The following is a 13284-nucleotide window of genomic DNA, read 5'->3' on the forward strand; positions in this document are numbered from 1 at the left end:
GGTTTTATGCTTTTGCTGTTTATTTCGCAATCAGAAGTGAAAAATTTGTGATATGAATAACAATAAATTTACATATTGGTTTTTATTTTGATTAAAATCAGTGTGTTAACAAAATCGGCGGGTTTCTGTTAGACTTTTCGGCAGAAAACGTGTTGTTTATAAAAACATCTTTTATGAATTGTTTACTTGTTAATGAAGGGCGGGGAGAGGCTATGCATGATTCATTAACCATCGCGCTGCTGCAGGCGCGGGAAGCGGCGATGTCGTACTTCCGACCCATTGTGAAGCGACATAACCTGACCGAGCAGCAGTGGCGGATTGTGCGCGTGCTGGCGGAACATCCGTCGATGGATTTTCACGATCTGGCGTTTCGCACCTGCATTTTGCGTCCCAGCCTGACCGGCATTCTGACGCGCATGGAGCGCGACGGCCTGGTGCTGCGCTTAAAGCCAGTGAACGACCAGCGCAAGCTGTACGTGTCGCTGACCAAAGAGGGCAATGCGCTGTATGAGCACGCCCAGGCGCAGGTGGAAGAGGCGTACCAGCAGATTGAGGCGGAATACACGCCGGAGAAGATGAAACAGCTGACGACGCTGCTGGAAGAGTTTATTGAACTCGGAAACAGGCATAACGCAGCGCGGGAAGAAGAGTAAAAACCACAAATTCCAGGATGATTTTCGTAAAGTTTTCCCTTTCCAGGCCGAAAATTCTGTATCTGTCTGAGGAAAGAGAAAACATGTTAAACCGTATCAAGATTGTCACCAGTTTAATGCTGGTTTTAGCTATATTTGGCCTGTTACAACTCACATCCGGTGGTCTTTTCTTCAATGCCCTTAAGCATGACAAAGAGAATTTCACCGTCCTGCAAACCATTCGCCAGCAACAATCCACGCTGAATGCCAGCTGGGTGGCGTTGCTGCAAACCCGTAATACCCTGAACCGCGCGGGTATTCGCTACATGATGGATCAGAGCAATATCGGCAGCGGCGCGACCGTTAACGATCTGATGCAAATCGCGTCCACGTCGCTGAAGCAGGCGGAAAAAAACTGGGCCGCCTATGAGGCCCTGCCGCGCGATCCGCGTCAAAGCGATGCGGATGCCATGGAGATCAAGCGTAACTACGATATCTACCACGGTGCGCTGGCGGAGCTGATTCAGCTGCTGGGTGCGGGCAAAATCAACGCCTTCTTCGATCAGCCGACCCAGAGCTACCAGGATGGTTTTGAGAAGCAGTATGTCAGCTACCTGCAGCAGAACGACAAGCTGTATCAAATGGCGGTTGAAGACAGCAAGAGCTCCTTCAGCCAGGCCATCTGGGTGCTGATTAGCGTGCTGCTTGCCGTGCTGGTGGTGATCGTGGCCGTCTGGTTGGGTATCAAGCAGGCGCTGATTTCGCCGCTGACGCGCCTCATCGACAACATTCGCCATATCGCCAGCGGCGATCTGGTGAAGCGCATTGAAGTGGAGGGCTCCAACGAGATGGGCGAACTGGCCGATTCTCTGCGTCATATGCAGAGTGAGCTGGTACGGACCGTTGGCGACGTGCGTAATGGCGCGAATGCTATCTACAGCGGCGCGAGCGAAATCGCGATGGGCAATAACGACCTCTCTTCCCGTACAGAACAGCAGGCTGCGTCCCTGGAAGAGACTGCTGCCAGCATGGAGCAGCTGACGGCGACCGTGAAGCAGAACGCCGAAAACGCCCGTCAGGCGAGCCATCTGGCGCTGAGCGCGTCCGAGACCGCGCAGAAAGGCGGTAAAGTGGTGGACAACGTCGTGCAGACCATGCGCGATATCGCCGGTAGTTCGCAGAAGATTGCCGACATTATTAGCGTGATCGACGGAATTGCTTTCCAGACCAACATCCTGGCACTGAACGCGGCGGTAGAAGCGGCGCGCGCAGGCGAGCAGGGCCGTGGTTTTGCGGTGGTGGCAGGTGAGGTGCGTAACCTGGCCCAGCGCAGCGCCCAGGCAGCACGTGAAATCAAGAGCCTGATTGAAGACTCTGTGGGTCGCGTGGAAGTGGGTTCAACGCTGGTAGAAAGCGCCGGTGAAACCATGGGCGAGATCGTGAATGCGGTAACCCGCGTTACGGATATCATGGGCGAAATCGCCTCGGCTTCTGACGAGCAGAGCCGCGGTATCGACCAGGTGGGTCTGGCGGTCGCCGAGATGGATCGCGTGACCCAGCAGAACGCCTCGCTGGTGGAAGAGTCTGCCGCAGCGGCGGCGGCGCTGGAAGAGCAGGCAAGCCGCCTGACCCAGGCTGTCGCGGTGTTCCGCATTCAGCAGGAGCAGATGAAAGCGCGCGAGTTCGCTTCGGCGAAAAGCGTTGCAACCCCGGTGATGTCGCGTAAAGCGGCAACCGCTGATGCGGGTGATAACTGGGAAACGTTCTGATCGTGCGTGTTGTGCCGGGTGGCGGCTTCGCCTTACCCGGCCTACGGTTCAGGGTTTTGTAGGCCCGGTCAGCGCAGCGCCACCGGGCGATATCAAAGCGGCAGATGCATGGCGCAGCGGGAGTCAAACGCTAAGCCGTGCGCTGTCTCATCTTCCCTTTTCTGACGCAGTTCAGGCGTGAGTTCAGTGACGTAGTCAAACCCCAGCCGCGCATAGAACGGCGCATTCCACGGTACGTCGCGGAATGTCGTCAACGTCAGCGACGACAGCCCCCCTTCACGGGCATGGTCAGCCACAGCGTTAATGAGCTGCCGACCAATCCCCTTTCCCTGCCAGTCCAGATGCACCGAAAGTTCGACAATAAACAGCGATGCCGCGTGCGCCTCTGCGAGGATAAACCCAACGGGATGGTCGTTCGCCAGCGCCAGCCAGCTTAGCCCCCGTTCGGCATAGTTGAGATGCTCTTCAGTTGAAATCACCTCACCCCCGGCAAGCCAGGCGAGAGGGGGGATTTCACGAAAACGCTCGCCCGCCGCGCGTTCAATAGCGGGCAGGGTGGCAGCATCGCTGAAGGTGGTAGGGCGAATGCGAATGTTCATGGCGGGAAGTATAGCCTGACCCGCCGGTATTATTCTGTGCAGACCAGCACCGGCGAGTAAAAATTGCTGATAACCAGTGCATCATGCGGCGTGCGCTCTATCGCCAGGAGCCTTTTTTTCCCCTGGGTCAGGCCCGCGACGTATTTCTCAAATACGCCCGGCGGCATGGCGTCATGGCCAAAACGCTCCACTTTTTGAATAACGATCTCATACAGTTCCCCTTCCACGTGGCGCCATTTAAACATCTCCTGACGGGACACTTCCCAGTGGTTTGGGGCATTCTCCACGTTACCGTTTAGCGTGATGTACCCGGTTTTGTTGGGGTGAAACTGCATGATGACCTCCCCGTCAAACGTGAAATCGTGGCTGTCACGTTTGTCGGAGAAGGTCAGATATCCATTGCAGGCCACCGACAGCGGTGGCGTGTAGAAATACCACGCCAGTGCAGCGCCGGTAATCATCAGGTTAAGGGCCAGAATGAGCCAGATTTTTGTGTATCTCATATCACCACTCGTAATAGTAAAGCGTACGACAGGCGCTCGCTTGCCCCTGCGTGAGCGAGCATTGGGAGAGCACCAGTCGTCCCTCGTGGCCGTAGAAAAGCGTTCGCTGAATGTGCATATAGAAAATTGAATTTTCCAGGCACGGAAGGTGACCGTCCTGCTGAAGAGTTTGCGCCAGCGAAGCCGCCCGCTCGTGAAACACATCCGCCAGCGGCGTAAAGGTATAGACCGGACAGTTCCCGATATGGGTCAGCAGATGAATGTCCTTCTGCCGGGTTTCGGGTTTGATAGCCGTTATCCAAAGGCACAGCGCAACGACCGCCAGCGTAAGCGCGCCCCAGAGCAGCCGCTCTGGTCGGGCGGGTACTGCAGTTTTCGCCGTTTCGGCGGCCGGTGTTTCTTCCTCCAGGGCTGTTACCGTGACGTCTGCGCTGAGCATAAAGCCCGTCCTGGGGACGGTGACGATAAACAGCACGTCGGGAAGCAGGCTGGCAAGCATTTTGCGCAAGATGCTGATGTACTGGTTTAACGAATTGTTAGACCCCTGGAGCCCACGCCGATCCCAGACGTCATGCAGGAAGGTCTCCCGCTCGACCACGTTCCCATGATGCTGCACCAGCAGCTTCATAATGCTATTGGCTGTGCAGGTGAGGATCTGCGCATCCTCAGGCGGCACATTGATAAGAGAAACAGAACCGTCCTCGTCGTTGTAGACGATGGCGCCAGCAAGCAGGTATTTCATAAGTTGTTGTAAAACAGACAGAGATAACGAATAAAAAAGAGAAGGTTTACGCCTTGTATGCAGAGCTGGTGGCTATTTTAACGCCATTGTTACCGATAACATTGATCCAGACAGGATTTTGGTCTGTTTAATAAGTCAGCGTGATTATCACGTCATCAATAAATTCCCCTGTACCGCTCAGGGGCTGAGCGGGGACTTCCCCGTAAACGGTGAAGTTCTGGGTGCCGCCAGCGGGATGGGTGACATGCAGCGCATCGCCGCTGTGCAGATCGCCCCAGCTTTGCGTGGCACCCGCATCCTGCCAGAGCCCGTAGCGCAGGCACTGACCCTCATCGTTACACAGCTGCCGCTGATTCCCGATGGCATGGTTGCCGTTGCCCATGCCAAGCGTAAACGCTGTGCCGGCCGGACAGCGCGTGGTAAGGGTTGCGGTGGAACGCGTCGGGCGCAGCGTGGCGGTACTGTTCAGGGTGCCGAAGTTAAGCGGGGTGACGCGTTCTATGTAGCAGCCCTGGCTGATTTCGGCCTGCGCATTGGTACCGCCCTGCACCTGCTCCCCCTCCGCAGAGCCATCCGAGCAGTTTTGCAGTGCATCCTGACGGCTAGCGCTGTGCCAGGCGATGCGCAGATTCATGTTGTAGTTGTAATAGTGGTACGCCGGAAGTTGGTTTTGCCCTGCCGGGACGGTGGCGATAAGCGGAAAGCTCCCGCTGATGTTGGCATTGCTGTCGGCGGTCAGAGTCTGCTGAATGAGCTCCCCGCTGCTGACGGGACCGAGTTCCTGAGCGCGTGCGTCGCCGTTAAGCAGGCGGAAAAGCAGGGTATACTGTTTACCCTCCGAATCTCCCGGTGAGACCATCTGAAAGGGCGGTGCGTCGATACTGCTCAGACAGACGTTGATATATTCCGTCGTGCCGTTGTTGTCAGCCTGACAGCTAAATTTAACTTCGGTGTTGGTCGACGCGGCATTGCCCGCCACGACATTGCCAAAGTTGATGACGGCAGGTGATGTTATCCAGCATGCGGCGGCCATCGACTTCACGGACACCGCAATCAGCAACAAGAACGGTGCTTTTAATGACACTGTTGTTCTCCAATATTCTGTATGGGTGACGCAGTACGGGGGGCCGGAAGCCTGACCCGGCACTCACCCTCACCGGTTTTTACCACCAGCTCACCTGGCAGAGGCGGGTCTTCAAGCCAGATAAAACCGTCACGCCCCACAATGGTGGCACCGCGTGGCGTTGAGACAATGCTGCCGAGCGGGAGCGGATTATGGTGGAGGTCCACCAGTCGGGCCTGAACTGTGACGGCGTGATGAACGTTAAAATCGACTTTTACCGCGCCGCCGTTGCCCGGTCTGGCCTGCATGTCGGTGACGGGGGCAATCACGTCGGCAGGCAGATCCAGCGGATTGATGCTGACTTTACTGGCGTGGTAACGCGGCAGGTCGGTCAGCAGCAGATACCCTTTCTCGTCGGTTTCGCCTGCCGGGCGGTTTTCCAGCATCACCGGCACATGTCCGACACCGTGCGTGGAGACCAGGGCCAGGCTTTGTTGGCTATAGCGCAGCGTGTGCAGGCTACCATCCAGCAGCGTCAGGCTACCCTCGGTTGAGGCATAGTTAGCGCCCTACGCCATCCCGACGTGCCACTCACCTGCGTGGCCCAGATAGCCCACGTCCGCATAGGTTTCCCGGTGCTCGCCAAAGCCTCGCCCCAGCTGCCATGACCAGCCGCCGACCTGATCGTCCGGCTGATGGCGATAATCCATGCGCGGCATATCGCGGCTGGCCTGAACGGAGAGGGTATCCTCACGCCCTAACGGGATCGAAAGCATCAGCTGAACGTGGCTCGACGCATCCGTAAACGAGCGGGTGTAGCTCAGCGTGGTGGAAATATGTGCCGGCAGCGAGGCGGACCAGGAGGCGTTGAGATAGCGTTGTCTGGTGCCCTGAATGTTTTGCTGTACCCAGCCCGCACCGACGGTACCTGAATGGGGTATCGACTGGCTGACCCAAACGCTATCGCTGCGTCTGACGGGGAGGGTACCGCTCATGCGGGCGTTATCGGCAAATGTGGCATCGGTACGAACGGTACTGGCTGAGATCCCCGTCCCACGACCGTTCCATTGCCAGCCAAGGCCCCACTGTTTTCCCTGACCGTAGGGGCTGTCGCTGATGGCGACATGCTGACTGATAATCCCTGTCCCGGGCGAGATCAGCCAGTCGACCCCTGTCCCGACATTGCGCAGTTTACTCTGCTGCTCCGTGTGCAGCGCCAGCGTCAGCTGGTTATTCACCCCGTAGCGCCACCCTGCGTCGAGCATGGGCGATGCGGCATAGTCATTGGATCGCAGGGCGTAGTTTTGTCGCATCCAGCCGATATCCAGCGAGCCGCTGCTGAGTCCTTCCGCCAGCATCCCCGGCGCACCGTAGAGATCGAGCTGTACGGTACGACGCTGACCGTTGATGTCGGTAATAACCACCTGGGCCTGCCCGCTTCCGGTAAATGAGGGCAGGGTATCCAGCAGAAAATCGCCCGGCGTGACGCGCTGGCTGCTCTGCTTAAGCCCGTCGATGTACAGATCGACCGTAGAAGGCAGAACCGCCGTGTCGCTGTAACGGCTACGCGGTTCGGTGTTGAGCTGCGGATTGAGCTCAAAATTACGCGCCCAGTGCAGCCCGCCAAAGCGTACCTGTCGGCTCCAGCGGGAGCCCGTGGTGATGTTGTCGCCCAGCGCCAGGCTGGTGAGCGAGTCTGTGTTGTCCCACTGCCAGCGGGTTTCAAGGCGTGTGTGGCGGGGCCGACCTGCGCTGTTTTCCTCACCGGCATGGCTCGAAAAGCTGCTGCTGAACGTTCCGGGAAGCGCCCCGGATGCGGTGAGCGACGTTTGCGCGTTAAGCTGGCGTTTCCCCTCTGCGCCGCTGCCATAAAGCGCATACCCGAGCGTCAACACGCTGATGGGCTGCGCCTCAGGATAGCGATACTGCGGCGTCGGCCTCCCGACAGACAGATGCTGTTGGCCCTCAAGCGCCTGTGCGTCGGCGGTAATGGAGACCTGCTGAGCATGCAAATCGAGACTGACTTTCAGACCCGGCAGGGACGTCAGCGCGACCCACTCGTTGGCGTTATCCGGGGCGCGAAGCCCCAGTTTTTTGAGGTCGCGGTGGTCCATCCACAGCGCATCTCCCACTACCCGGCAGGCCCACAGATCCCCGCGCGGGTCGTGGTTCACGGTGATTGCCAGCCATTGCAGGGTATCGGCGGCGGGTTCAGTCCGGGCTGACAGCATCAGCGGTAGCCAAAACAGGAGCGCGAGAAGCGAGCGGGCGCAGGGGTATCTGGCTGGCATGGTGGTCGTCATTGAGATAGGCGCGCAACGCGCTGAACGTGTGGCGCGAAGTGTGCTTAAGCGTTATAAGCGCGGTCTGTCCCGGCAGAACATAACCTGCCAGCCCTTTCAACGACCCGACGACCTGACCGGCGGCCGTCAGGGCCTGCAGGTGGCTCAGGCGGATATGGCTGTTTCCGGCGTTATAGCAGCGGATCGTTCCCGGGGTGTCCGCCTGTTCGCAGCTCAGGGCATCGCGGCTGACGGGCATATTCTGGTTTCCGGCAATGAAGACAGGAATAGAGTAGCGAAGCAGAAAGTGTATCGCGTTGGGATTGGCCGCACGGGACGTTGCATCCGGTAGCTCATCAATGACCAGCCGGTAACTTTGCTCCTGTTCACGGATCCCTGGCTGCATCACGATTATGCGCACCAGCTGCTGCTGGCCCGGCGCCAGTGAGGTCATCGCCGGGCTGCTGACCACCTCGTCGGTGGCCGTTAATACATCTTTACCGTTTTGCTGGGTCCATTCGTAAACCCGTATCTGCGCATGGATGGCCGCTTTACCGCTGTTAGTGAGGTAGACCGCCGAGGCGCTTTGCCCGCTCTGGAGGTCGAGCGTCACTGGGGCCACCTGAAGCGTGGCGGCCATCGCGTAGCGTGACAGCAGCGCCAGCATCATGAACCACAGAATGAAGCAGGGGAGAAAACGACGCATGATCAATACACCAGATTCAACGTGACATCATCGCTATAGGCGCCAGCCTGCGCGGTCGTCAGGGCACCTGCGTCAATCACGCCATACAGCGTCTCTTGCTGTTCCATGCCGTTGCCGGTGTCGGTGAGTCCATCGGTGCTGGTAATTTGCGTCTGTTTGCCCTCATCGGCAAAAAGTTTCCAGGCAATCTTCTGTGCGCCCGTTTCACCGTTTTCTGGCTTCAGCCAGAAGGTGCCGTTGTCGCTGCTATCGTTGCTGGTGGCAGAGAGCGTGAACGGCGTCCCGTTGGTACAGACGATATCGACCTGCGTTTTGGCTTGAATTTCGCTTGATTCGTCCGAGCCGTGGCGCGAGAAATTGAGGTCGTTGGCTTTGAGCGTGCAGGACTTCACCACCTCAAGTGAAACGTGCATCGTCGCGCTTGTGGTGCTGTCTGCGGCGAATGCAGCAGCAGGAAGCAGGAGAACGGAACAACATACAACAACAGGGATAATTCTCATGATCGTATTTCCTGACGTGAATAACAGTGCAATTACAAAGAAGAGGGGAGCGCGTCCAGCAGGCAGAGTTTTTGATGGAATTCCGCCAGGTTCTGGCAGCAAAATTTGTTCATCGCGTTACGTTTGTGGGTGTAGATCGTTTTAGGTGACTTATTAAGGATTTGCGCAATACGTATCGGGCTGAATCCTTTATGGAACAGCATGCAAACCCGCATCTCCTGACAGGTGAGCGTGGCGGTATTCTCGAAAGAGAAGCTTGTGTCGCTAAAACAGAGGCTTAGCTGCGCGAGAGACACATTGTCCGCAACCACTCTGACCCGCGCGTTGTGTAGCCAGGCGTTAATGTCGTTGACCCGGGCCGCGTCCGTCAATAACAGCCAGTTTCCACCGACGTGCGTATTGAGCAGCAGTGTCTGCAGACGCATAAGCCCTTGTGGATTAACGTTGTTAATCCAGTACACCTCAGGACGGGGTGATACGGCTGTCGACAGGATCGAATTCAGGCCAAGCCATAAAAAAGCGTTGCTGCTCAGAACGATAACCTGATAGCCGGCATTTGCGATGAAAGGCGTCATTTTAGACCCCACAGATAACCCTGGCCGTAATCGGCCGCGCTCGCCCGGGCCAGTGCGAAATCGCCCGCCGTTTCGATGCCTTCAATAAGGACTTTACTGGCGACACGCTTACATTGACGGGTGAGATGCAGAAACTTCGCCTGCTCTGTGCGCCCGCTCCAGAAAGTATGTTTGTCAATTTTGACGCCACAGAAGCGGATCTGGCTGGCAAGCAGTTCGGGAAGAATGGCTTCACAGACATCATCAGCCCACACTTCAATTCCCCAAAGATGAAGTGTCGCAATGCAGTTCCGCAGGGCCCGGCTTTGCGTATCATCGAGTTGTACCATCGTATGGAGATCGGTCACTTCGATAGCAAGCCTCTCCGGACAGGGTGTTGCTTCTTTTAGCCTGTCGAGGAAGTCCGTTTCCAGCAGCAAATCTGATGTCGCGTTGAGATAATATTTGTCGCCCTCTTCGCAAAACATGGCATGGCGAAGCTGCGCAAAGAAAAGTTGTTTACGCTGCGTCGAAGGCATGGCGTCAAAATAGTCTTCGAGATTGACGTGGGGTTTTGCCGTGGACAATACCTCCCAGGCAATCACATGTTCACTGCGCAGTGCCCGGATGGATTCGAACTTATAGCCGGTTAGCATGATAAAAGTGTGTCACTCTCCGTCGTTACTTTAGGAGTTACACATTTTATAGAATGGTGTTTTTGCGGGATATTTATAAATAAAAATAACTTATATATGGTGTTTTTATCTGATTTATAATCAATTTATAGGTTTATTTATTTTTATAATCACCCGGCAGGGACGCCGGGTGCGCAGGCATTAACCTTGTCTGCTGACAATTTTGATTTCGACCATGCCAATCCCGAGCTCGCGCGGTGAGTGGCCAAGAATATTACCTTCATTGGTGGACTGCGGGTCTGGCGGCACAATCACCAGGGTATTGCTGCGCGATGGGTTGGCAAAATGCAGAGTGTGCGTGCTGACATCATTCCCAAGAGTCAGCGTCTGCTCCTCATCGCCCACGCGCACCGGCACTGGCTTATTCGCGTTAGGTCCATACGCTCTGGCTGTGATCACCAGGTCAAATTGCTCCGGCAGGGGATGGGTGTACTCAATTTTCACTTCGTTACCCAACTGCGCGTTTGACCAGCGTCCCCACGACTCCGGACGAGAGATGCCGCTAAACTGCTTCACTTCTTCAGGCGCGCCGGCCACGTTGAAGATGAAGCTGTCTGCTTTATAGCGAATGTCGTTGTCGACGATTTTCAGCATGTCGATGTTGTGCTGATAGCGTGTGGTATCAATCACCGTATCTTTAAAGGCGGTTTTGCCTTTCCACTGGGCTTTGTCCACATGCTGCACGGTTTGCTCCCCGCCAAGCTGCCCCTGAGAGACGCACCAGTCGGTCGACAGCGCCAGCGGCTGTGACCAGAGCTGACCCATTTTGTAACACCTGTCGATCCAGACAAAGTTATCGCGTGGGGCGAAATCGGCCAGCTGGAAACGCAGCGGTGCGGAATATTCACTTTCCGGTAGCGGTTCAACGCGACTGTCCGACACCCGTACCAGCAGCGGCAGACGGAAGTTACTGCCAGAGAAGGCAATCGTGTTTTTCTCCCGATCGATGGTGAAGTCTTTCATCTCTTTCGGGAAGTTCCACAGCCGGATGATGTCGGGCTTCCAGGCGAGGATTTTCTCCTTCATGTTGAGGAACACTTCCGACAGGGATTGCCCGGACAGCGTGCTGCGACCCAGGCCAATAAAGTTGTCGCCGCCCAGAATGTCCAGCACGGTTGCGCCGTTATCCATGGAGTTGCGTTTGGTGGCGATCACCTCTTGTTGCGGCTGGTCGCCGCGCAGAACGAAGAACAGGTTGCTGCGATCCTGCTTGTTGAGCTGATCCCAGGCGCTGTTTTTCATCGCCAGATGGTCAGACGAGACGACGATGACGGTGTTTTTAAAATACGGCGAGGCTTTGATTTTCTCGACCAGCGCGGCGATATGCTCCTGGCTACAGGTCACGGCGCTGAAGGAGGCGTTGCTTTTGCCGTCCACGTCATAGCGTTTGCGTTTACAGGTGCGCGAGACGAAACCATCCGGATGGTGCGTATCTACCGTCAGCGCGAAGAGGGAAAAACGCTTCCCGGCGCGGGAAAGCGCCTCGAATTTCTTCCAGGTTTCGTCCAGTACCGTATCGTCATAGAAACCCCAGTCGTTGCGGTAGGTCGGGTCGGCAACCGTCGTCTTTAACTCTTCTGAGCCGTACAGGTGATCAAAACCGTGGGATTTCAGGAACACATCTTTTCCGGCAAAGCGCAGGTTTGCACCCTGCACGAAGTAGTTTTCGTAACCGGAATTTTTCAGTATATCGCCCAGGCAAATATTCTGCGGGAAGAACGTCGACATTGAGGCTGAAGCGTTACCTTCAAAAGGTGCGAACAGCGGGATACCGCACTGGGAAGCCACCATCCCGGCGATAGTGTAATCCGTGCCGGGTAACTGCATGGTGTGGCTGAAATCGAGACCTTCATCTTTCAGCGCCCCCAGGTCCGGGGTCAGGTTCGGGAACGCAGTGTTGTCGAAGTAGGTGCGCTCCAGGCTTTCACCGTAGATATAGACCAGGTTGAGTTTCGGGTTGGCGATCGTTTTCGATGGCTCTTTGTAGTACGCCACGAAGTCTGGATCGCCGTCACGCGACTGAGATTTCACCAGTTCGGTGATCTGATGAAACGCCGGGCTGGCGTCGACGGAGGCTAACGCCAGGAAAAGCGCCAGCAGGCTGTAACCATGATGATGAGGAAGATGGCGCCGGCGGCGCAGCACCCGGGCGAGTGCGCCAAATATGGTTACCAGCGCCACAACCAGGCCCAGCCCCGGAAGAATGTACTTGCCCACTCCCGCGCCCGTCAGGCTGTTCGTCAGGGTATAAAGTACCGCATCGTTGATCCCGTCACCGGTGAAGTAATCGCTGGCGTATAAGGTAATGTTTAAAATAATAAAAAAGCCGAGTACGACCAGTGTGGCGATAAACCACCAGGTGTTACGGCCGGCTTTCCAGGCATAAACGCCCACAGAAGCCAGAAAAAGGACAAGAGACATGAATTCTGACAACAGCATATCCTCATGACGCCAGGTGCTTCGCTGGCTAACTGTTTATTTTTTGGGTTATACAATGTAATGGCGATGTCGTTTAGCTGCAATTTTAGTGTCACGAAAGTGTGCTGTTGTTAGGATTTGGTTTAGAAAATCGTTTTTATGAAGAAGGTCGCATCCTGACAAACGGACGCTGAGACGGTGGCAGGTTGGAAAAACGCTCGTTTCACGCCGCGATGCAAGACTATCGCATTAAACGCGGCGTGTTGTGGCAGAAAATGGGGGAAATCAGGAGATGAAATTAACGCCTTGTTTCAACACCAGATCGCAGGCTTTGGTTTTCACCTGTTTCGCCAGAGAAGAGTTGCCAAGGGTGCTCAGGTTAAGTTGCTGACCGTTTTGTGCGTTAAGCAGACCCTGAATGCCATCCATATAGCTGGTATCCGCTTTTTGCTCCTGAGTATCGAGACCCAGTTTACCCAGCACCTGGTTTTTCACGTTTTGCGCGTCGGTCACCGAGGCCAGTTTTTGCTTCGCGCAATATTCCAGAATCCCCGCCGCGTTGTTCATCGTGCCCGCGCTCAGGCTTTGGGAGCTGTTGCTTAGCAGGCTGGTGAGGGAAGAGGCGGAGAGCCCACCCTGAGTGCTGCTGCTCTCTTTGGTCAGCTCGTTTGCTGCGCTTGAGAGGGACTCCTGCCAGGACGCCGCTTGCGCTGCGCCGGTAACCAGCAACGCGCCTAAAAAGGTGCTGATAAGGATCTGTTTTTTCATAATGGCTTTCTCAAAAAGGTCCGTTTTGGGCCGGAAGGGGTTCCAGTATATAC

Annotated in this window: 13 protein-coding genes and 1 pseudogene; 2 read left to right on the forward strand and 12 right to left on the reverse strand. The window is 56.0% G+C overall.

Features of this window, described 5'->3' with window-relative positions:
- The first annotated feature begins 212 nt into the window (after positions 1-212).
- Both hpaR and tsr read left to right on the forward strand, forming a co-directional pair.
- Positions 213-653, forward strand: coding sequence for a homoprotocatechuate degradation operon regulator HpaR (hpaR, locus tag AAER43_RS02885; protein ID WP_014882419.1), 441 nt, complete (start codon positions 213-215; stop codon positions 651-653).
- Between the two features lie 83 nt (positions 654-736).
- A complete protein-coding gene (gene tsr, locus AAER43_RS02890; RefSeq protein ID WP_014882420.1) occupies positions 737-2401 on the forward strand; it encodes a methyl-accepting chemotaxis protein in 1665 nt (554 codons plus the stop codon).
- A 92-nt stretch (positions 2402-2493) separates the two neighbouring features.
- Here tsr and AAER43_RS02895 read toward each other — a convergent pair whose 3' ends face one another.
- The 12 genes and pseudogenes from AAER43_RS02895 to AAER43_RS02950 all read right to left on the reverse strand — a co-directional run bounded on the left by AAER43_RS02895 (position 2494) and on the right by AAER43_RS02950 (position 13231).
- Positions 2494-3000 (reverse strand): GNAT family N-acetyltransferase, encoded by a 507-nt coding sequence (locus AAER43_RS02895; protein WP_342701817.1) that lies wholly within the window; start codon positions 2998-3000, stop codon positions 2494-2496.
- Between the two features lie 29 nt (positions 3001-3029).
- A complete protein-coding gene (locus AAER43_RS02900; protein ID WP_050862263.1) occupies positions 3030-3503 on the reverse strand; it encodes a hypothetical protein in 474 nt (157 codons plus the stop codon).
- Position 3504: 1 nt separating this feature from the next.
- Complete coding sequence (locus AAER43_RS02905; RefSeq protein ID WP_050862264.1) at positions 3505-4245, reverse strand: winged helix-turn-helix domain-containing protein; 741 nt, start codon at positions 4243-4245, stop codon at positions 3505-3507.
- A 127-nt stretch (positions 4246-4372) separates the two neighbouring features.
- The gene (locus tag AAER43_RS02910) at positions 4373-5329 is read right to left on the reverse strand and encodes a spore coat U domain-containing protein (protein WP_050862265.1); all 957 of its coding nucleotides are present in this window, start codon (positions 5327-5329) and stop codon (positions 4373-4375) included.
- On the reverse strand, positions 5320-5535 hold the full coding sequence (locus tag AAER43_RS02915; RefSeq protein ID WP_275112477.1) for a FimD/PapC C-terminal domain-containing protein: 216 nt from the start codon (positions 5533-5535) through the stop codon (positions 5320-5322). The genes AAER43_RS02910 and AAER43_RS02915 overlap by 10 nt, the downstream gene beginning before the upstream one ends.
- A 48-nt stretch (positions 5536-5583) precedes the next feature.
- Positions 5584-7611, reverse strand: a pseudogene (locus tag AAER43_RS02920) (fimbria/pilus outer membrane usher protein); the annotation flags it as partial.
- On the reverse strand, positions 7520-8296 hold the full coding sequence (locus AAER43_RS02925) for a fimbria/pilus periplasmic chaperone (RefSeq protein ID WP_050862266.1): 777 nt from the start codon (positions 8294-8296) through the stop codon (positions 7520-7522). The pseudogene AAER43_RS02920 and the gene AAER43_RS02925, both read right to left, overlap by 92 nt.
- A 2-nt stretch (positions 8297-8298) precedes the next feature.
- Entirely contained in the window at positions 8299-8796 is a 498-nt protein-coding gene (locus AAER43_RS02930) for a spore coat protein U domain-containing protein (protein ID WP_047026757.1), read from the reverse strand.
- 32 nt (positions 8797-8828) lie between these two features.
- On the reverse strand, positions 8829-9371 hold the full coding sequence (locus tag AAER43_RS02935; RefSeq protein WP_023331958.1) for a LuxR C-terminal-related transcriptional regulator: 543 nt from the start codon (positions 9369-9371) through the stop codon (positions 8829-8831).
- Positions 9368-10006, reverse strand: coding sequence for an EAL domain-containing protein (locus tag AAER43_RS02940; protein ID WP_023338996.1), 639 nt, complete (start codon positions 10004-10006; stop codon positions 9368-9370). The genes AAER43_RS02935 and AAER43_RS02940 overlap by 4 nt, the downstream gene beginning before the upstream one ends.
- Positions 10007-10186: 180 nt before the next feature.
- Complete coding sequence (gene opgB / locus AAER43_RS02945; RefSeq protein WP_050862300.1) at positions 10187-12478, reverse strand: phosphatidylglycerol--membrane-oligosaccharide glycerophosphotransferase; 2292 nt, start codon at positions 12476-12478, stop codon at positions 10187-10189.
- Between the two features lie 270 nt (positions 12479-12748).
- On the reverse strand, positions 12749-13231 hold the full coding sequence (locus AAER43_RS02950; RefSeq protein ID WP_014882431.1) for a DUF2501 domain-containing protein: 483 nt from the start codon (positions 13229-13231) through the stop codon (positions 12749-12751).
- Positions 13232-13284: the final 53 nt, after the last annotated feature.

This window comes from Enterobacter sp. FUJ80071 (assembly GCF_038739915.1).
GTDB lineage: Bacteria > Pseudomonadota > Gammaproteobacteria > Enterobacterales > Enterobacteriaceae > Enterobacter > Enterobacter kobei.